Annotated in this window: 16 protein-coding genes; 8 read left to right on the top strand and 8 right to left on the bottom strand. The window is 71.3% G+C overall.

What is annotated here, in order from left to right:
• Window positions 1-296 precede the first annotated feature (296 nt).
• Window positions 297-1676 carry an ABC transporter substrate-binding protein gene (locus ACRX5W_RS09120; protein ID WP_436787446.1) on the top strand — a complete coding sequence of 460 codons (1380 nt, stop codon included), beginning with the start codon at window positions 297-299 and terminating at the stop codon, window positions 1674-1676.
• Window positions 1677-1747: 71 nt separating this feature from the next.
• Here ACRX5W_RS09120 and ACRX5W_RS09125 read toward each other — a convergent pair whose 3' ends face one another.
• On the bottom strand, window positions 1748-2977 hold the full coding sequence (locus ACRX5W_RS09125) for a D-alanyl-D-alanine carboxypeptidase family protein (protein ID WP_436787447.1): 1230 nt from the start codon (window positions 2975-2977) through the stop codon (window positions 1748-1750).
• 237 nt (window positions 2978-3214) lie between these two features.
• Here ACRX5W_RS09125 and moaA point away from each other — a divergent pair, with 237 nt between their 5' ends.
• Window positions 3215-4255 (top strand): GTP 3',8-cyclase MoaA, encoded by a 1041-nt coding sequence (gene moaA, locus ACRX5W_RS09130; protein WP_436787448.1) that lies wholly within the window; start codon window positions 3215-3217, stop codon window positions 4253-4255.
• Window positions 4256-4568: 313 nt separating this feature from the next.
• On the opposite strand, the gene ACRX5W_RS09135 is transcribed toward moaA, so the two are convergent.
• From ACRX5W_RS09135 to ACRX5W_RS09155, 5 genes are all read right to left on the bottom strand, one after another.
• Entirely contained in the window at window positions 4569-4853 is a 285-nt protein-coding gene (locus ACRX5W_RS09135) for a hypothetical protein (protein WP_436787449.1), read from the bottom strand.
• A 320-nt stretch (window positions 4854-5173) separates the two neighbouring features.
• Window positions 5174-5680 (bottom strand): DUF3099 domain-containing protein, encoded by a 507-nt coding sequence (locus ACRX5W_RS09140; protein ID WP_436787450.1) that lies wholly within the window; start codon window positions 5678-5680, stop codon window positions 5174-5176.
• A gap of 252 nt (window positions 5681-5932) precedes the next feature.
• Complete coding sequence (locus ACRX5W_RS09145) at window positions 5933-6481, bottom strand: RNA 2'-phosphotransferase (protein WP_436787451.1); 549 nt, start codon at window positions 6479-6481, stop codon at window positions 5933-5935.
• A gap of 59 nt (window positions 6482-6540) precedes the next feature.
• Window positions 6541-7944: a metallopeptidase TldD-related protein gene (locus tag ACRX5W_RS09150; RefSeq protein WP_436787452.1), complete on the bottom strand. Its 1404-nt coding sequence runs from the start codon at window positions 7942-7944 to the stop codon at window positions 6541-6543.
• On the bottom strand, window positions 7941-9458 hold the full coding sequence (locus ACRX5W_RS09155) for a TldD/PmbA family protein (protein ID WP_436787453.1): 1518 nt from the start codon (window positions 9456-9458) through the stop codon (window positions 7941-7943). The genes ACRX5W_RS09150 and ACRX5W_RS09155 overlap by 4 nt, the downstream gene beginning before the upstream one ends.
• Before the next feature lie 332 nt (window positions 9459-9790).
• Here ACRX5W_RS09155 and fabG point away from each other — a divergent pair, with 332 nt between their 5' ends.
• The 5 genes from fabG (at window position 9791) to ACRX5W_RS09180 (ending at window position 15675) form a co-directional block, all read left to right on the top strand.
• Complete coding sequence (gene fabG / locus ACRX5W_RS09160; protein ID WP_436787454.1) at window positions 9791-10495, top strand: 3-oxoacyl-[acyl-carrier-protein] reductase; 705 nt, start codon at window positions 9791-9793, stop codon at window positions 10493-10495.
• Between the two features lie 3 nt (window positions 10496-10498).
• Entirely contained in the window at window positions 10499-11272 is a 774-nt protein-coding gene (gene fabI, locus ACRX5W_RS09165) for an enoyl-ACP reductase FabI (RefSeq protein ID WP_436787455.1), read from the top strand.
• Window positions 11273-11536: 264 nt separating this feature from the next.
• Entirely contained in the window at window positions 11537-11851 is a 315-nt protein-coding gene (locus ACRX5W_RS09170; RefSeq protein WP_436787456.1) for a hypothetical protein, read from the top strand.
• A gap of 855 nt (window positions 11852-12706) precedes the next feature.
• The gene (locus ACRX5W_RS09175; protein WP_436787457.1) at window positions 12707-15025 is read left to right on the top strand and encodes an MMPL family transporter; all 2319 of its coding nucleotides are present in this window, start codon (window positions 12707-12709) and stop codon (window positions 15023-15025) included.
• Between the two features lie 134 nt (window positions 15026-15159).
• Window positions 15160-15675: a SixA phosphatase family protein gene (locus ACRX5W_RS09180; protein WP_436787458.1), complete on the top strand. Its 516-nt coding sequence runs from the start codon at window positions 15160-15162 to the stop codon at window positions 15673-15675.
• Window positions 15676-16185: 510 nt separating this feature from the next.
• Here the strand turns inward: ACRX5W_RS09180 and serB are convergent.
• Both serB and ACRX5W_RS09190 read right to left on the bottom strand, forming a co-directional pair.
• On the bottom strand, window positions 16186-17376 hold the full coding sequence (gene serB / locus ACRX5W_RS09185) for a phosphoserine phosphatase SerB (protein WP_436787459.1): 1191 nt from the start codon (window positions 17374-17376) through the stop codon (window positions 16186-16188).
• A gap of 288 nt (window positions 17377-17664) precedes the next feature.
• Window positions 17665-19308, bottom strand: a complete 1644-nt coding sequence (locus ACRX5W_RS09190; RefSeq protein WP_436787460.1) for a streptophobe family protein — start codon at window positions 19306-19308, stop codon at window positions 17665-17667.
• 719 nt (window positions 19309-20027) lie between these two features.
• On the opposite strand from ACRX5W_RS09190, the gene ACRX5W_RS09195 reads away from it, so the two are divergent.
• On the top strand, window positions 20028-20453 hold a 426-nt coding region (locus ACRX5W_RS09195; RefSeq protein WP_436787461.1), incomplete at its 3' end, for an FHA domain-containing protein.

A 20453-nucleotide genomic window follows, 5' to 3' on the forward strand; every position in this document is an offset into this window, starting at 1 on the left:
GGATCGCGGACTCGTCGCATGTGATCACCGTGCGATCGTGACGGGATCGCGGCGGACGCCGAACGGCGCGCGACCGTCGTTCGCGGGGGGGGGGGGGGGGGGGGGGGGGGGGGGGGGGGGGGGGGGGGGGGGGGGGGGGGGGGGGGGGGGGGGGGGGGGGGGGGGGGGGGGGGGGGGGGGGGGNGACGCCGAACGGCGCGCGACCGTCGTTCGCGGGGCCGCGGGCACGTACCCTCGGGTCACGTGCCCGCGGCCCCGCGCCGTGTCCCCCGTCCACTCCGCGCCGGGAGGCCCCGATGCGCAGCAACGCCCGCCGTACCCGACGGCCGACCTCGGCCGCCGCAGTTCTCGCCGTGCTGCTGATGCTCGTGCTCGCGGCGTGCGGGTCGCGGCTTCCGGAGAGCGATTTCGAGCAGCCGGCGCCCGCCCCCGGCACCGGTGGCGCGCCGAACGCGAACACCGCGTCGGACGTCGGCGTCACGCCCACCGAGATCAAGATCGGCATGATCGACACCGCGTCGGGACTCCTCGGCGGCGAGACCTTCTCCGGACCGATGTACGGTGCGCAGGCCTTCTTCCAGGCGCTCAACGCCAAGGGCGGCATCAACGGCCGCACGATCACCGTCGTGGCCTGCGACGACGAGGGCGCGGGCTTCATCAACCAGAAGTGCGCACGCCGACTCATCGACGACGACAAGGTGTTCGCGTTCGCCGGCAACAGCATCTACAAGTACGACGGTGCGGAGTACGTCAGTTCGCAAGGCGTGCCCGACGTGGGCGGCATCCCGGTGGGGAACGCGTACGACACCTACCAGCACCTCTACAGCCTCTACGGATCGGGCGCGCCACGGAACGGGGAGGTCGGCTGGAACGGGACGCTGTATCAGAACACCGCGATCTACCGGTACTTCAAGGAGAAGCTGGGCGCGCGGACCGCCGCGGTCGTCTCGTACAACCAGGCCGACTCCGCCCGCTACGCCGAGAGCATCAAGGACGGCCTGCGCGCCGAGGGCTACACCGTCGTCGACAAGCAAGTGGACTTCGCCCTCGCCAACTTCGACGCCGTCGTGGTCGACATGCGCAACCGCGGCGTCGACATCGTCTTCGACGCGATCGACACCCGCGGCAACGCGCTGCTGTGCAAGGCGATGGACGGCGCCGGGCTGAGGGTCCAGGCGAAGGTCTCCACGGTGCAGAGCCAAAACGCCCTGGTGAAAAGCGAGTTCAAGGATTCGCCGACCTGCCGCAACAGCATCCACGTGACCGGCACGAGTCGTTCGTACGAGGACGTGGGCCATCCGGCCGTCGCCGAGTTCCGCGACGCGATGCGCACCTACTTCCCCGACCGCGAGGACAAGATGTCCCAATGGACGCTTGAGGGCTGGGCATCGGCACAGTGGCTCGTCGACGCCATCGCATCGTGCGGGGCCGACGTGACCCGCGAGTGCGTCGAGGCGTTCGTGAACCGGCCGGAAGGCTACGACGCGCACGGCCTCCTGGTGCCCGTCGACTTCCGGCCCCTGACCGCGGAGGAAGTGCGGCAGCCCGCGAAGTGGTGCATCAACGCGGTGCGCTGGCAGGACTCGGCGAACGACGGGAAGGGCGGCTGGGTCGACCAGGTGCCCGACATGGACACGAACTGCTTCGTGGTGCCGTCGCTGCCGTACAAGCCGTGAGACAGGGGAGCGGGGAGGAACAGGCCCCTTAGGGAACCCCTTTCCTCCCCGCTCACAGCGTCGTCACCTCGTCACGGGTGCGGCTTGAGCGACGGGCAGCCCTGGGTCTTGTACGACGCGCTGTACTCGAAATGCCACGACTCGTTGGCGTAGATCTGGCACCAGCCGTACCGCGACCCCTTCGCCTTCATCCACGGCTGCGCGGCGACGTTGATGTCGATGGCGGTCCCGTGGACGTGCGTCGACTCGTCCGGCGGCAGCACCCGCATGCGCGCCGCCTCCTCCGAGCCGGTGTCGCGGACCTCCTGCTCCCACAGCTCCTTCTGGTGCTCGTACGACCGCTTCCCCGAGGTGAGCGTCATCGTGATGCCCTCGGCGGCCATCGCGTTCTTCGCCTGCATGTACGCCGTGCGTGCGGCAGGCGCCAGCGCGTTGGGGTCGGTCGCGGCCGGGTCGTCGGTGATGCCGTCGTTGTCCTTGTCGACCCTGGTCGACGAGCTGGTCGCCGACGGGCTCGCGGAGCCGCTCGCGGTCGTGGACTTCGTCGGGGACGGTGACGCGGAGCTCGTCCGGGTGGGGCTCGCGCTGCCGGTCGGCGAGGCCGCCGGCGGGGCGCTGGTGACCGCCGGCGGAACCGTGGTGGGCGCGGCCGAAGGAGACGGCAGCGTCGGGCCGGGCGTCGGGGAGCCCACGGCCGTCGTCGTCGATGAGGAATTGTCGTCGCCGCCGAGGGTGTTGGCCGCCACCAGCCCCGCGCCGCCGAGCGCCACCACGCCGACGACGCTCCAGATGATCAGATTGCGCCGGCGCCGCCCCTGCGACGGGCCGCGTCCTTCGTCGCCGTCACCGGGCCCGTGCGGGCGTTGGCCGCCCCCCTGACCGCCTCCGTGGCCGCCGTCCGGGCCGTCGCCGCCCTGGCCGCCGCCCGGCACCGCGCCGGAGCCCGCCTGCCCTGTCCCGTCCCCCGCGCCCGGCACGGCGCCTCCCGTGCCCGGACCGGCGTCGGCGGACATGGCATACGCCCCCAGGTCGTGCTCGGCGTGCCGCGGCTCCGCCGGGGGCGCACCGGCACCGGCCGGAGCGGCCGGAGCGGCCGGTATCGGCTGCGAAGGCGGCATCTCCTGGATCGGGACGACCTGTGTCGGTCCCATGGACGGGTCCGGCGCGGGCGTGTCGCTGCTCGCCTGCCAGGCACTGTCCAGATACTGCGCGGCCTCCGAATACTCGTGGCCCGGACCGTTCACCGGCCCGCTGCCCGCCCTGCGCCCTGAGCCGCCCTGGTCTTGCGGAAACTGATTCAACGTGGAAATCCTCCCCGCAGGATCATCACGCATGACGGGGACACGGCGTGCCGCCAGGCTCTTCCGGGGTCTATGGCATATGCCACCCCTTCCGGACGCAACCACGACCCGGCTGCCAGGCGTACGGAGAAAACAGGACAGCGGCGATCACGTGCGGACGCCGCCTGCGTACCCTGGGGGCCGAACGCCGACCCGGGCTGCCGCGAGACACGTGCCCCGGGGTGAGGGGAGACAGCGATGACCGCCGAAACGACCGCCGGGACCAGCACGGCCGCCGGGAAACGCGGCGGCCTGGTCGACGGGTTCGGCCGCGTCGCGACCGACCTGCGGGTTTCGTTGACCGACCGCTGCAACCTGCGCTGCACGTACTGCATGCCCGCGGAGGGCCTGGACTGGCTGCCGAAGCCGGAACTGCTCACCGACGACGAGATCGTGCGGCTCATCACGATCGGGGTCGAGCGTCTCGGCATCACCGAGGTGCGCTTCACCGGCGGCGAGCCGCTTTTGCGGCGCGGTCTCCCCGGCATCATCGAGCGGGTCGCCGCACTCACGCCGCGCCCCAGGCAATCGGTGACCACGAACGGCCTCGCCCTGGCCAAGATGGCGCCCGCCCTCAAGGCCGCGGGCCTGGACCGCGTCAACGTCTCCCTCGACACGCTCGACCCCGAGCGGTTCCGCACCCTCACCCGCCGCGACCGGCACCACGACGTCCTCGCGGGCATGGCCGCGGCGGCGGACGCCGGGCTGACACCGGTGAAGGTCAACGCGGTCCTCATGCGGGGCGTCAACGACAGCGAGGCTCCCGCACTGCTCGCCTGGTGCCTCGAACGCGGCTACGAGCTCCGCTTCATCGAACAAATGCCCCTGGACGCCCAACACGGCTGGGACCGCGCCCAGATGGTCACCGCCGAGGAGATCCTGCGCGACCTGTCCGCCGCTTTCCGCCTGGAACCCGAAGGCGACGCCGCACGCGGCAGCGCACCCGCCGAGCGCTGGCTCGTCGACGGCGGCCCCGGTCGCGTCGGCGTCATCGGCACCGTCACCCGGCCGTTCTGCGGAGCCTGCGACCGCACCCGCCTCACCGCGGACGGCCAGATCCGCAACTGCCTCTTCGCGCGCGAGGAGTCCGACCTGCGTGCCGCCCTGCGCGGCGGCGCCGACGACGACGAACTCGCCGACCGCTGGCGCGCCGCGATGGCCGTCAAGAAGGCGGGTGCGGGGATCGACGACCCGACGTTTCTCCAGCCGGCCCGCCCGATGTCCGCGATCGGCGGCTGAGGTACGGACGGATGCGGGGGTCGACGTCGGCGGCCGGTATCCGCGGCCTCCTGGTCCGCTGACCGGACCGGCTGCTGCCGAGAGCGGACCACGAGCAAACCGTCTGGGCCACTGATGTCAGCCGTTCCGTACGGGTTCCGGCCCGGCGCAGGACGACCCGACGACCGTCTCGCGCACGGAGCCGCGTGCTCGAACTGTGTGGTCGGACAACCGACGCCGGTCCGGCCGGAGTCGGGCCCGCCGTGCCGGACGGACGTCAGGCCGGGCCGCCGCGCCTGACGTGAGTCGATCGGTCCGCGCCGGCCAACGTCGGTCAGGTCTGCCCCTCGGACTCCTCGGGCTCCTCGGATTCCCCTCCGGCCGCGTCGGACGGCTGTTGCCCCGCGGTCCACACGTCGAACGCGACCGTGTCCTTCAGGAAACCGCGCACGGCCAGGAACTGGCCCAGGCTCTCGCGGTGTTCGTCGCAGGCGAGCCACGTCTTGCGGCGTTCCGGGGTGTGCAGCTTGGGGTTGTTCCAAGCCAGCACCCACCGCGCGTCGGCGCGGCATCCCTTGGCCGAACAAATGGGCCGCTTCGGCTCTTCGAGGGGGAACATGCGCCCAGTATCGCAACCCGGTTTCGGGGCCCGGGAGTCGCCAACCGCGAGCGGCCGTTTTCGCTGCTCTGTGTGATGAACAGACCGGCCCCCGGGCCTCGTGTTCGACCCCGAACACGGGCGATGCCGGGCAGCCACGGGGGGAGCCGCCCGGCATCGCGTCGGTCGCTCCGACGGGGGATACGGAGCACGTTTTGAAGTATGGCACGTCCACGGCCGACGTGAAGCCCCATCCGACAACGCGTGTCGAGCGAATTTCGGAGCCACTCTTTCGGGTGTTCGACGCACGTTCGCAGCCTCCGCGAGGAAGGCCCAACAACTTACTGTCGGTTACCTTTTGGCGTTGCGTCAGATGGCCGGGAGCCGTCCCCGGCCGTGTCTCTGCCGGGCGGGTTGTCCGGTGTGTCTGCTGTGTCCCGCGGGGCGTTCTCGGGGCTGTCTTCCGGGGTGTTCTCCGCGTCCCCGTCGCGCGGCCCGACCGGTCCGTCGTCGGGCACGATCCAGGCGTCCTCCGGAACGACGCTCACATCGCGCCGCTCGGAGTGGGTCACCACCGCGTCGGGCGGCGGCTCGATCGCCCTGTGCTCCATCGGCGGCACGGCGTCCGGCGGCGGGTCCGACGTCGGCTCGCGACCGGCGTTCGCGACGACCACCGCGATGTACGGCAGGAACAGCGCTGCGGCCAGCATCACCCAGCGCAGAGGCCCGCTCAGCACGACCGCGAGCAGGAAGCAAACCGTGCGGATCGACATCGACAGCACATAGCGCCGCTGGCGCCCGCGGATGTCCTCGGACAGCCCCTTGCGCGCACCGCTGATCCGGTACACGGGTGCCTTTGTGCTCCGCACGCGATTGACCAGCACAGTGCCCACCTGACGCCGCACGGACCGGGCCGACCCCGGAAGCCGGTCCTCCTGTCTCCACGGTACGCCGCCGGGCCCGGTGAACGAAGACCGGCCCGACCACGGCGGACCACGGGCGGGCACAGCCGCCGACAGCCGTCGGCAGCGGTGCCGAAAGCAGGGCGCAGGCCGGGCAGGCCGCGGAGCGGACCGGCCTCCGGCCGGTGGCCGCCCGGTCTACGCGTGCCGGCGCAGATACTTGGGCGGAACCGCCGACACCAGCCACACCCCGTTGTCCGACACCCGGAAGACATGACCGTCCCGGTGCATGCGTGCCGCGTCCACCACCAGGACCACCGGCCGCCCGCGCCGCGCGCCCACGCGCAGGGCGGTGTCCAGGTCGGGGGAAAGGTGCACGTCGTGCCGGTCCATCGCCCGCAGCCCTTCCGACAGGATCGCGTCGACGACACGGCCGACCGTCCCGTGGAAGAGCTCGTCCGGCGGCACCGCCGCGGGAAGCCCCAGCTCCACCGCGACGGTGTGCCCCTGATTCGCGCGGATCCGCGTGCCGTCCTCCGACAGAGCGAACCGCTTCTTGTCGTTCTGCTCGACCACGAGGTCGAGTTCCGCGCGGGTGATCCGGAAGTTGCGCGCGGCACAGGCCGCCAGCAACTCGTCGACGGGCACCCAGCCCGCGGAGTCAAGGGTGATGCCGATGCGCTCCGGCTGGTGCCGGAGCGCTCGCGACAGATACTTCGACACCTTGACGATGCGTTTTTCGTCCACACGCCTCCTCGGCGCTCGGGGCCCGGGAACCGGACCGCCGCGGGCCGGGGACCGGCCGACTACGACGCCTGGCTCACCGAGCTCATGTTGAAGTCCGGTACGCGGAGCGGCGGCATGGCCGCCCGCGAGAAGTAGTCGCCCCACTCGCGAGGCATGGTCCGCTCGGTGCGACCCGCCTCGGTCACCCGGCCGAGAAGGTCCACGGGCGACTCGTTGAAGCGATAGTTGTTGACCGCGCCCACGACCTCGCCGTTCTCGACCAGGTACACCCCGTCGCGCGTCAGACCCGTCAGAAGCAGAGTCTGCGGGTCCACCTCACGGATGTACCACAGGCACGTCAGCAGCAGGCCGCGTTCGGTCGAGGCGACCATATCCGCGAGCGAGCGGTCCGCGCCCGTGCTTTTCAGGACGAGGTTGTCGACCTCCGGGGCGACCGGCACGCCGGCCAACTCCGCCGAGAAGCGACTGGCCGGCAACGCCGACAGGACGCCGTCCGCGATCCACGACGTGGGTTCCAGCGGGAGGCCGTTGTCGAACACCGACGACGCATCGCCCGACGCCACCGCGGTCGAGAACGGCGCGCACGCCAGCCCCGGGTACGCCGGGTCGCCCAACAGTGTCAGCGGCAGCGTCGACAACTTCTCGCCGACGCGCGTGCCGCCGCCCGGCTTGCTGAAGACCGTGCGGCCCTCGTGCGCGTCGCGTGCGCCCGCCGACCACGCCAGGTAGATCATCAGGTCCGCGACCGCGCTCGGCGGCAGCAGCGTCTCGTACCTGCCCGCGGGCAGGTCGATCCGGCGTGCGGCCCACCCCACGCGCTGCTCCAACTCGGCCTCGGTGGCCGCGATGTCGACGTCGGTGAAGTCGCGCGTGGCCACACCGGCCCACGCGGAGCGGGACATGTCGGCAGACTTCGCGTTCAACTCGAAGGTGCCGGTGGGCTGGTCGTGCCGGGCCCGCAGGCCCGCCGAGTTGCCGACGTACGTCGTCGCCATCTCGTGCTGCGCGAACCCGTACAACTTTCGGCCGCCCGCGCGGGCCCGCGCGAACGCCTCACCCAGTGCGGGGGCGAAGTCGCGGAACACCTCGATCGACGTGCGCGCCGGGGCGTCGTCGAAGCCCGCACCGAACCGCGTACCGCCGACCAGCGGCTTGGCGTCCTCGGCCGGGCCCGCGTCGCGCGCCGCCCGCTCGGCCGCCGCGACGAGGTCCGCCAGGCCGTCGACGGTCACGCCGCTGCGCGAGACCACGCCCGCCGCCGTCCCCTCCGCGCCGTCGACCGTCGCGATCACCGTCACCTGGCGGCCCTGCGTCAGCCCGTTCGTGGTCAACGCGTTGCCCGCCCACCGAAGGTTCGCGGTGGTCGACTCGCGCACGATCACCACGCAGCCGTCGGCCCGCGACAGTTCGAGTGCGCGCTCGACGATCTCGCCCGGCTTGGTCACCGTCATCGCCTCTGTCATCGCCCGGCCTCCTGCACCGTGTTGAGCACCCGCACACCGCGGAACATCGCGGACGGGCAGCCGTGGCCCACCGCCGCCACCTGGCCCGGCTGCGCCTTGCCGCAGTTGAAAGCACCTCCGAACAGGTACGTCGACGGCCCGCCCAGGGCCTCCAGCGAACCCCAGAAGTCCGTTGTCGTCGCCTGGTACGCGAAGTCCTTGACCTGGCCCGCGAGCCGGCCGCTCTCGATGCGGTAGGCGCGCTGGCCGGTGAACTGGAAGTTGTAGCGCTGCATGTCGATCGACCACGACTTGTCGCCGACGATGTAGAGGCCCCGTTCGACGCCGCCGATCAGGTCGGCGGTGGACCGCTCCTCCTCCGCCGGCCGCAGCGAGACGTTCGCCATGCGCTGTACCGGCACATGGGACGGGGAATCGGCGAACGCGCAGCCGTTGGAACGCTCGAACCCCTGCATGCGGGCCATGTTGCGGTCATGTTGGTACCCGACCAGGACGCCGTTCTTGACGAGGTCCCAGCTCTGCGTCGCCACGCCCTCGTCGTCGTAGCCGATCGTCGCCAGCCCGTGTTCGGCGGTCCGGTCACCGGTCACGTGCATGATCTCCGAGCCGTACTTGAGCGTGCCCAGCTTGTCGAACGTCGCGAACGACGTGCCCGCGTACGCGGCCTCGTAGCCCAGTGCGCGGTCCAGCTCGGTCGCGTGCCCGATCGACTCGTGGATCGTCAGCCACAGGTTGCCCGGGTCGATCACCAGGTCGTAGGTGCCGGCCTCGACCGAGGGCGCGGCCACGCGCTCCGCCAGCAGCGAGGGCAACTCGGCGAGTTCGGCCTTCCAGTCCCACCCGGTGCCGGTCAAGTACTCCCAGCCGCGGCCGACCGGAGGCGCCAAAGTGCGCATCGACTCGAACGCGCCGCCGGTCACCGCGACCGCCGTCAACTGCGGGTGCAGGCGTACCCGTTGCTGCGTCGTCATGGTGCCCGCGGTGTCGGCGTAGAACTTGTTCTCCTGCACGGCCATGAGCGACGCGTCCACGTGGTCCACGCCGTCCGCCGCGAGCAGGTCGCGGCTCCACTGGGCGAGCAGTCCGATGCGCTCGGACTCGGGCACATCGAACGGGTTCACTTCGTACGCCGACACCCATACCGCGTCCGCGTACACCGGCTCGGGCGCCAACTCGACCCGGTCGCCGGAACCCGACGCCTCGGCGACCGCCCGCGACACGCGGGCCACCGCGACCGCCTCCTCGGCAACGCGGACCGCCGCGTCGACCGTGAGGTCCACGCCCGCGGCGAAGCCCCACGCGCCCTCGTGCACGACACGGACCGCGAAACCCACATCGGTCGCGTCCAACGACATCTCGGTGCGGCCGTCGCGCAGCCGCAGGTGCGCGTCACGGATCCGTTCGAGGCGGAAGTCCGCATGGGAGACGCCCAGCTCGCGGGCGCGCCCGAGGGCGGCGTCCGCAAGACGGCGCAGCGGATAGGCCGTGAAGGCCGGATCGATCGGGTTTGGCACCGGTCTGCTCACCTGTCCTTCTGTCGCGTCGGGTGCTCCGGGGGGCCGGGCACGCTCTGCGTGGGCAGTCAATCACGCGGACGGGGTGGGGTCCGGAAGTTTTCCACAGGGGAGGGAGGCAGGGGGCGGGGCGGCGCCACGGGCCGGTTGGCGAGTTCCCACAGCGCCGGGGCCGGTCTTCTTGTGGATGGCGGTTCCACCAAATCCCCGGCGGACCGATACGGTCGTGAACCATGGCGCGGCACGCGTCGGAGGCGGAGCCCGAGGCCCGGAGCGGCCGACGCCGCAGGCACCGGGCAGACGCCCACAGACACGGAGTAAGGAGTGAGCCGTTGAGCCGGTCCGTACTGGTCACCGGAGGCAACCGAGGCATCGGCCTGGCGATCGCGCGGGCCTTCGCCGCGGAGGGCGACAACGTCGCGGTCACATCCCGCTCCGGCAAGGCGCCCGAGGGCCTGTTCGGGGTCCGCTGCGACGTCACGGAGCCCGAGCAGGTCGAACAGGCCTTCAAAGAGGTCGAGGAGCGCCAGGGCCCGGTCGAGGTCCTCGTCGCGAACGCCGGCATCACCAAGGACACGCTGCTCCTGCGCATGGCCGAGGACGACTTCACCGAGGTTATCGACACGAACCTCACCGGCACCTTCCGCGTGGTCAAGCGCGCGAGCAAGGGCATGCTGCGGGCCAAGAAGGGCCGCATCGTGCTCATCTCGTCGGTCGTGGGGCTGCTCGGTTCGGCCGGACAGGCCAACTACGCCGCCTCCAAGGCCGGCCTCGTGGGTTTCGCGCGGTCGCTCGCCCGTGAGCTCGGCTCGCGCAACATCACCACCAACGTGGTGGCACCCGGGTTCGTCGACACCGCCATGACCGAGGTGCTCGGCGACGACCGCAAGGCCGAGATCCTGGCCCAGGTGCCGCTGGGCCGATACGCGAGCACCGAGGAGGTCGCGGGCGTCGTCCGCTTCCTGGCCTCGGACGCCGCGTCGTACATCACCGGAGCCGTCATCCCTGTGGACGGCGGACTTGGAATGGGGCACTGACGCATGGGTGACCTTCTGGTCGGCAAGCGCATTCTCGTCACCGGCGTCCTGACGGACGCCTCGATCGCCTTCCACGTCGCGCGGCTCGCGCAGGAGGAAGGTGCCGAGGTCGTCCTCACCGGCTTCGGCCGGCTCTCGCTCGTCAACCGCATCGCGACCCGGCTGCCCAAGCCGGCGCCGGTCATCGAGCTGGACGTCACCAATCAAGAGCACCTGGACGCGCTCGCGGAGAACGTGCGCCAGCACGTCGGCGGGCTCGACGGTGTCGTGCACTCGATCGCATTCGGTCCGCAGGACGCGCTCGGCGGCAACTTCCTGGGCACGACGTTCGAGGACGTCTCCACCGCCGTGCATGTGTCGGCGTACTCCCTCAAGTCGCTGACCACGGCCCTGTTGCCGCTCAAGCCGGCGGACGGCTCGCTGTCGGTCGTGGGCCTTGACTTCGACGCGCAGGTGGCGTGGCCCGGCTACGACTGGATGGGCGTCGCGAAGGCCGGTCTCGAGGCCACGTCGCGCTACCTCGCGAAGTACCTCGGCGACCAGAACGTCCGGGTCAACCTCGTCTCCGCCGGGCCGATCAAGACGATGGCGGCCCGCTCGATCCCCGGCTTCGACCAGTTCGAGGGCGTGTGGAACGAGAAGGCACCGCTCGGCTGGGACCTCAACGACCCGGAGCCGGCTGCGCGCGGTGTCGTCGCCCTGCTCTCCGACTGGTTCCCCAAGACCACCGGCGAGATCGTGCACGTCGACGGCGGCCTGCACGCCATGGGCGCGTAAAGCTCTGCCGGGCGGGACGGCACCGCCGAGTCCGACCGCCGCGATTTTCAGCTTCCGGGCCCGGAGCACCGTCACGTGCTCCGGGCCCGGTTGTGTGAGGGGCCGGCGCATGGTGGCCGCTCGCGCTCCGGGCGTGTGATGTCGGCTTGCGGACGATGGGCGTCCGCTCGTCATGATCGGCGGGCGCGCCTCGGACACGACGGGGGCGGCTGCGCGGCGCGGCCCCGGCGGATTCGTGAGCCGGGCGTCTGCGAGACTCGATGCATGTCCGAATCACCGCCGCAGCCCGCGCCCCAGCCGAGGTCCGCCAAGGGTGAGTCGTCCAAGGAGCGGTACGCCCGTGCCGTCGCGGCGCGCAAGGCCCGCGAGGATCATGAGCGCGCCGCGGAACTGGAAGCCCGGAGAGCTCGCGCCGAAGCGGAGGCCGCCGCGTTCGCCGCTCAGGGCGATGAGGCCTGGACGCCGGTCCTCGCTCCCCCGGACCCGAACAAGCCCGCAAGCCGGGCGATGCTCGGCATCCTCGGCGCGATGGCGCTGATCACCGGCCTGATCGCGATCCTCGCGACGCTGTTGAGCTGAGGAACAGGCAGCGGCCCCCGTTTGTCGGTTGCGCGGCGGAGAGTCGCGACACTCGCTGCCGCCGAGAGGTTCCGCGGCTTCCTCGCCAAATCGGCACGTGGGCCATGTGCCGACCACAAGTCGGGACCGACTCGCGGTGGCGGTGGTTGCGTCACCGCAACGTTCGGCGCAAATAGCGCGAGGTCCGAGAAAGCGGTTGTAGCCGCAACCGCCCAGTATCTCAGCATCGGGAAGTGGCTCCCGGCCAAGCCGGTGGTACCGGCGATCGAGCAGGCGTCGGAGCGCGGGAGGCCACGGCTTCGGTCTGAACAGTCCGCGTACGCAAGACAGTTCGGTGCCCCCGGCGGTGGCGGTGGTGGTCCGTTCGTGCGTGGCGGACGAACCGGCTGTCCGTGTTGAGTCGTCCTTCGGCAGCGGCGTCCGGAATGTCTGTGTGCCGACCCGTGTGGCCTCCGGCCGGGGCGGTGTCGTCCATGGTCAACGGGGCTGCCGCCGCCCCGAGTTGCCGGCCGGTGACGGTCCGCCGCACGGGCCCGACGTCCGAATTTCTCCGAACTCGTCGCCGTCGCTTGGGATTCCGCGCATTGTGGACAATTGATGTGCGCCGGCTGATCGCGTCCGCGTAGGTTCCCGACCGCTACGTCTATGAGTCGACTCTCCCTCCGATCCGAGCGGTGTCCCATGGGTGGGGCTAGCCCTACCTCGCAGCGGGGCGTACGCACCCGGGGGATACGGATGTTCACCGGATGGGGGAGCAGGGCCCTGTGCTCGTAGCGTCTTACCGACAGCACGGGAACCTCCGACTCGGGGCGGTTCCTCCACCGCGTACGCACACGCGACAAGGAGATCGAACCCATGGCACGCAGGCGCAATCTCGCAGCCTCTATGGGCGGATGGAGTGCAAGAAACCGCAAGACAGCCGTTGCCGCCTGGCTTCTCTTCGTCGTCCTCTCCGTCGTCATCGGCAGCATGATCGGGTCCAAGGAACTCTCCGAGGGGGACATGACGCCCGGTGAGGCCGGGCGCGCGGAGAAGATCATCGAAGACGCCGGAGTCGAGGACCCCGCCGCCGAGATGGTTCTGGTCACCGGTGTGTCGGCACCCGCCACCGACCCGACGGTCCGCGCCGCGGTCGACGACCTGATCACCCGGATCAACGGCAGCGGCGTGGTGGAGAACGTCCGGTCGCCCTACGACCCCGCCGTGGAGGGCGCCATCTCCGCGGACGGCACGTCGGCGCTGATCCAGTTCGACATCAAGGGCACACCGGACGACGCGGTCGACAAGCTTGACCCGATCCTCGACGCGGTGGACGCCGGGAAGGCCGCCCACCCGCAGGTCAACGTCGAACAACTCGGCGACGCGACCTCCGACAAGTACTTCAGCGAGACCTTCGACAAAGACTTCAAGACCGCCGAGTGGACCGCCGTCCCCCTCGCGCTCGGCATCCTGCTCATCGCCTTCGGCGCCGTGGTCGCGGCCCTGCTCCCGGTCGTCCTTGCCCTGACCGCCTTCATCGCGGCCGGGATAGGCCTCCTGGCGATCGCCACGCGCATCGTCCCGACCAGCGAGGTCACCATGTCGGTGATGCTGCTGATCGGCCTCGCCGTCGGTGTCGACTACTGCCTCTTCTACATCCGCCGCGAGCGCGAGGAGCGCGCCAAGGGCCGTTCGCCCGAGCGCGCCCTGGAGATCGCCGCCGCCACCTCCGGCCGCTCGGTCCTCATCTCCGGCGTCACCGTCATGGTCGCGATGGCCGGCATGCTGCTCACCGGTCTCCAGCAGTTCCAGTCCATGGCGCTCGGCACGATCCTCGTCGTCTTCACCGCGATGCTCGGCTCGGTGACCGTGCTGCCCGCGCTGCTGTCGATGCTCGGCGACAAGCTCGACGCCGGAAAGATCCCCGGTCTCGGCCGCATGCGCCGCCCGTCGCCGGACGGCGGCAGGTTCTGGGGGGCGATCCTCGGCACCGTGCTGCGCCGTCCCCTGGCGTGGACGATCATCGCCGGTGGCGCGCTCATCGCGCTGACGATCCCGGCCATCGGCATGAAGCTCTCGCTGCTGCCGATCGACAAGGAACTCCCCAAGGACGTCTCGATCGTCCAGACCTACCAGCACATCAACGCGAAGTTCCCCGGCGGTCCCTCGCCGGCCGTGATCGTCGCCAAGGCCGACGACGTCAACGCCCCCGAGTTCCAGAACGCCGTGGGCGCGCTCAAGCAGCAGGTCGCCGCGGACACGGTCCACTACACCGACCAGATCGACGTCCGCACCTACCCGGGGCACAGCGACCTGGTGAGCATCCAGGTCCCGTTCACCGGCACCGACGACGTCGACGCACTCGAAAAGCTGCGTGACGAGATCATCCCGGCCACGCTGGAGAAGGTGTCGGGCGTGGACGCCCCGGTCACCGGCGACGTTGCGGGCACCGAGGACTTCAACGCGCAGCTCGACAAGACGACGCCGATCGCCTTCGGGTTCGTGCTGCTGTTCGCCTTCCTCCTGATGCTCGCGTCCTTCCGCTCGCTGGCCGTCGCGATCACCGCGATCGTGCTCAACCTGCTCTCGGTGGGTGCCGCGTACGGTGTGCTCACGCTGGTCTTCCAGCACGGCTACGGCGACTTCCTGATCGACACCGAGGCGCCGGGCTCGATCACCTCGTGGCTGCCGCTGTTCCTCTTCGTGGTGCTCTTCGGCCTCTCGATGGACTACCACGTGTTCGTCGTCAGCCGAATCCGCGAGGCGTACGACAACGGCATGGACACCAAGTCCGCGGTGGCGCACGGCGTGCGCAGCACGGCCGGCGTCGTCACCAGCGCCGCGGTGATCATGGTCGCGGTCTTCGCGGTCTTCGGAACGCTGTCGATGCAGCAGATGAAGCAGATGGGCGTCGGCCTCGCGGTCGCGGTCCTGCTGGACGCCACGATCATCCGCGCGATCCTGCTCCCGGCCGTCATGGGCCTGCTCGACGAGCGCAACTGGTACCTGCCGAAGTGGCTTGGTTGGCTGCCGCAGATGGACCACGGGGCCGAGGCCGTCGAAGGCGACCGGACCGATGCCCCGGCCCGCGAGCCGGTGATGGCCGGACAGCACACGGCGCCATACGGCGGACCCGGCTACGGCGACGGGGACGTGTCCGGCTCGGGCCGCATCCCGAGGCCGCCCGTCGGCTGACGCGGACCGGTCGGCCGGAGCGGAGTAGCCCCGGCCGACCGACAATCGAACACATGACGCAACCCAGCGGGTCCCGGTCGCCAATGACCGGGACCCGCCGTGCGTGCCCGGGGAATTCTGAGAAGGTGGATGCCATGGCATCGCAGCGACAGCGCACACTCGTGGTGGTCCGACACGCCAAGGCGGACTGGCCGGACGTCCCCGACGTCGAACGACCTCTGGCGGAGACCGGGCGGCAGGACGCGCCGCAGATCGGCAACTGGCTGGTGAACCAGCGTGTCCACCCCGACCGAGTCGTCTGCTCGCCCGCGCGGCGCACGCGTGAGACCTGGAAGCTCATGGGCAAGGTCTTCGACCCGCGTCCGCACACCGCCTACGACGACCGCCTCTACGAGGCCACCGCGCAATCGCTCCTGTACGTCGCGCAGGAGACCGAGGACGACGTCGACACCCTCGTCCTGGTCGGCCACAACCCGGGCGTCGCGACCCTGGTCTCGGTGCTGGCGGGCAGCGCGGAGGGGGACGCGCTGGACCGCGCGCGGGAGAAGTACGCGACCTCGGGTGTGGCGCTGCTCCGCTTCGAGGGAGCGTGGAGCGAATTGAACGAGAAGGGCGCGCACCTGGCGGCATTCGCGATCCCGCGGGCCTGAGCGCGGGGTTTGCGAACACCCGTTCGGCCGTGATTCGGGTTCGTCCGACGGCAGACCCCGCAACCACTCGGAGCCGAAGCCGGGCGACCCGAGACGGATGCGCGGCTTTCCGTGAAAGCGTTCGCTGCGGGGGGTCGGAAACGCAAGCCCGAATACGCGGGCCCGGCAGTGACGTGCGTCAACCGCGGGTCACGGCACGAATTCGCCGGGCGTTTATCCCGGTCGCGCGATTTCTTTTCGCGCAGTCGCGGAGTCGCACAGTCGCACGCGACCGCAGCCGCGTCGTTGTTGCCGGGGGCAACGGTTTGTGCCCGCCGACACGGCGACGTGTCGAAAGCCGCGCGTGTGAGCGTGCCGATATGACGGTGGATTTCCCCGATCGGCTCGGCGGCGTCGGCGATCGTGCTCGGCCGCGAGGATATTGCGGAGGGGCGGGGTGAGCGGCGTTCGTCGCGCGACGGCTCGGCGCAGGCCTCACCGGGTTCGCGCGACTGTTCGGGGCGCGACCGCTCAGGCTTCGTCGTCGGCGTCGGCGGCCTCGACTTCCTCGCGGGTCAGGCCGAGGAGGAACAACACCGTGTCGAGGAACGGGAAGTTGACCGCGGTGTGGGCAGCCTCGCGGACCACCGGCTTGGCGTTGAACGCCACGCCGAGCCCTGCCGTGTTGAGCATGTCCAGGTCGTTCGCGCCGTCGCCGATGGCCACCGTGGCTGACAGCGGTACCCCGGCGTCCGCCGCGAAGCACTGGAGCATGCGCGCCTTGCCGGGCCGGTCGACGATGTCGCCGACCACCCGGCCGGTGAGGCGGCCGTCGACGACCTCCAGCGTGTTCGCGGCGGCGTAGTCGAGCCCGAGGCGTTCGACGAGGACGTCCGTGACCTGGGTGAATCCGCCGGAAACGATGCCGACCCGGTAGCCGAGGCGCTTGAGCGTACGGACCAGAGTGCGCGCGCCGGGGGTCAGGCGCACCTGCTCGCGCACCGCCCCTATGGCCGCCTCGTCCAAGCCCTCCAGCAGGGCGACGCGTGCCCGCAGCGACTCGGCGAAGTCGAGCTCGCCGCGCATCGCGGCGGCGGTGACCGCGGCCACCTCGTCGAGGCACCCCGCGTGCTCGGCCAGCAGTTCGATGACCTCGCCCTGGATGAGGGTCGAGTCGACGTCCATGACGACGAGCCGCTTCGCGCGGCGCGTCAGGCCCGCCCGCTGTACCGCGATGTCGATCTGCCGGGCCGCGGATTCGGGCGCCAATTCGGCGCGGAGCTTGTCGGTCTCCACGCCGGAGACCTGGAGCTCGATCGCGGTCACGGGGTACTTCGCGAGGCGGAATATGCGGTCGATGTTGGCGCCGCTGGCCGCGATGCGTCCCGCTATGGCGGCGACCGCCTCTGCCGTCAGCGGATGCCCCAGCACCGTCACGTGCGAGCGGCCTTCCCCGCGCGGCCGGTTGTCGCCGCTGCCGGAGATGATCTCCATGTCGAGCCGCTCGGCATCGGCCCAGCGGTGCAGGCGGGCGCGCAGGTCACCCTCGTGTGCGGGCGCGGGAATCAAAACGCACAAAGTGAGTCGGCCGCGGGTGACCGTCTGCTCGATGTCGACCACTTCGAGGCTGTCTGCCGCCAGCGTCTCGAAGAGCGACGATGTGATGCCGGGATGGTCCTTCCCGAAGATCTTGACGAGAAGAGTGCGGGGCTCGGCGTCCATGGTTGATCACGGTACCCGGCCGACCGCCCGAGCCGCCGCGCGGGACCGGTGGGTGGACACATGTTCGGGGCCGGATCGCGAGCCGTGAGCTGATGCGGTGTCAGGACGATCCGGCGGTGGCACGACCGAGGCCGCAGGTGGACGCGCCGCGCCCGCGTCGGGGTAAGGCCCTGTAGGCCGGGACATCACACCCGCATCGCGGCTGTGCACGGCCGAAACCCGGCGGACGGGGGCATCCGCTCCCCTCGGCCCGCCACGGGGCGGCCGTGAATTCGACCGCCGCGGGCTTCAGGAACCGTGCGGGCCGGGGCGGGGGCCCGGGGGCGGCGGATACGGCGGAGTGCCTCCCGGCGGGCGGTTGCGCGGGTCGTGCGGGGCGGGTGCGTTCGGTCCGTACGGCGGGCCGCCCTGGGCGGGAGGCCGTGCCCCCGGGCCGTACCCCGGTGAACGGGGACCGCCCGAAATAGGAGGCCGTGCCCCCGGTCCCGGCCCCGGGACCTGCCACGGTCCGGCATGGGGCGCATGGGCGCGTGCGGGGGGCGCGGCGGGTCGGCGGCTCGCGCGTACGGCGCGGATCCAGGCCGCGAGCGCGCCTCCCAGAAGCCCCGCGCACGCCCCCCACAGGGCGCCGAAGCCCGCGGTCATGGGGTAGTCGGCGTGCAGCGAGACCTCACCGCCCGGCTCCGCGATACCGCCGAGCACCTGGACGGCGACCTTGAGGTGGATCTGCGCGATCACCGCCGCGGCGACCGCGGCGACAGCGAACGCCAGGCCGAAGCGCCACGCGTGCTGGTGGAGCTTCACATGCGCGGGCGCGCGCAGCGCGGCCACCGTGCCGCCGAAGAGCAGCAAGATCCCCGACACCACCGGCACCCACCAGGCGCGGCTGTCGAGTTCGGCGAGGCGCCCGATGGTGACCGGCATGCCGCTGCTGCCGGATTCGTTGAGCAACTGCCCCAGCGGACCGGGCAGGCCGAAGCTGAAGTCGCCGCCGCCGGACGACTTCCACTCGACGCCGAGACCGAGCGTGACCAGGAGCCACATGACGTTCGGCAGCGCCAGCAGCATCCCGCCGATCATCCGCTTGGGCCCCGGAGCCTCCGCGGCGACGAACGGCGTTCCCAGGACGCCGAGGACGACCGCGCCGAGGAACACCGCCATGACGCCGGCGACCGGCGGGCGCAGGACGTCGCGGTAGCGCAGCCACATACGGGGGAGCGGGCCGCGCGCCGACACCGCGAGTGCGACGACCATCACCAGCAGCATCCACACGAGCCCGAAGCCCAGCGTGGACGGTGTGTCGGTGGTGAACTCGGCGGCCGCGCCCAGATTGAAGATGCCCATGAGCTCGGCGGCGTCGACCTGCGGGATCGCGTCCCCGATCGGCAGTTCGTGGCTGCCGAGCACGACGCACCCGCCCAGTGCGGCAGCGGTGAACACCGCGATCCGGGCCATGTGCGCGAGGAGCTCGTCGACGCCGATGACCAGCCGGTAGCGCAGCGGTCGCAGGAACAGCCACCCGAGCACCAGCGCGCCGACAAGCCCCACACCGAACATCAGCAGGTCGACCTCGCCGCCGGCCTCGGCGACCGAAATGTCACCGAGGATGCCGCCGAGGAAGCCCTCGTCGCCGGTGCTCTCCGCGCCTTTGAGGTCGACTTTGCCGCCGACGGCGAGAGCGATCGTGGCGGCCACCAGCGCCGGCATCGTGCCGCCGCCGAGGTCTCCGGCGCCCAGCAGCCACAGGGCCAGCCACGCGGTGAACGCCATGGCGGCGAACGCGGCGACCACCGCCACGAGTGCGTGCAGCCACGCTTCGGGGCCCCCGAAAAGCCGGGCGGCGGAAGAGGTCGGAGGTGCGGCAGCCGGAGGGAACGGCGGACCCGCGGGGGGCTGTCCCGTCGGCCGCTGTGGAGGGTTGGTCCAGGACAACGGCCCGCTCCCTGCGGAAGAGACAGACGAGGGCGAAGCGACTCCGGCCCCCGATCGGACATGAACGACTATCGGACCCGGCTGTGACGCACGTCAACGGGATCGGCGGAGCGAGGCACGTTCGTGAGCGGAGCGGAGACGGACAGGGCGCGCGACGACGGACGGGCGACACCGACGGGCTCCGGTCCCGGCGGGGACGTCCGACCGGGCAAGGTCGACGCGGGTGGGGCAGAGCGGGGGCGGGGACGGGCCGGTGGGTCATGTCGGACGTCGGCGCATCGGGTTGTTCGGCCGCACGCCTGTCGGCTGAGGGTTGCGCTTGCCGTGCCGGGCGGCCTTCGGCGGAGGGGGCCCGGCTGGTGCCGGTGACCTGGCCTGGCGCCCAGCGGCGGGGGCGGGCCGGTGCGCCGGGGCGGTGCGTCGGCGCGTTGGGCTGTTCGGCCGTATGCCGTGTCGGCGGAAGGTTGAGCTTGCCGTGCCGGGGCGTTCGGTGGAGGCCTCATCCGGTGCGGGTGACCTGGCCCAGCGCCGGAATTTCGGTTGCCCGGAAGATCATGGAGATCCGTTTTCGCCCCGGTATCCGAGGCGACCCGGTCACCTGTGCGGGTGATTTTGTCCCGCCCGCTCCGTCCGTCGGGCGCAGGCGGTGCAGTCGATGCCGGAGGGAGCGCACACGAACAGGTGCCGCAGGGGGCGGAAGGTCCCTAGACTCGCTCCATATGGGGGGTAGATACGTATCCGAAGACCCGGCCGTCCCGCAGCTCACCGCGAGCACGGACACCGGGCAACCCGTCGTGCTCGACCCCGGACGCGACTACATCGTCGGCCGTGACCCGCAGTCGTGCAACGTCGTTGTGGACGACCGCCGGGTCTCCCGCCGGCACGCCGTGCTGCGAGTCGCCGCTGACGGCTGGGAGTTGGTCGACACCGGCAGCGTCAACGGCACGTACGTGCGCGGCCAGCGCGTCAACCGCGTCGTCGTGGGCGGTGGCGTCGAGGTGCTGCTCGGCGACCCTGACGACGGCGGCAAATTGCGTCTGACTCCCGCCGCCGCGGCGACCGAGCTGGTGTCCGCCGGACAGCAGTCGCAGGGCCCGCACGTGCCGCCCAAGCCGCCCGCCGGAGGCCCCGCGCAGGGCGGCGGC

Origin of the sequence: Yinghuangia sp. YIM S10712 (assembly GCF_051388935.1) — a bacterium.
In the GTDB taxonomy this organism is placed as follows: domain Bacteria; phylum Actinomycetota; class Actinomycetes; order Streptomycetales; family Streptomycetaceae; genus Yinghuangia.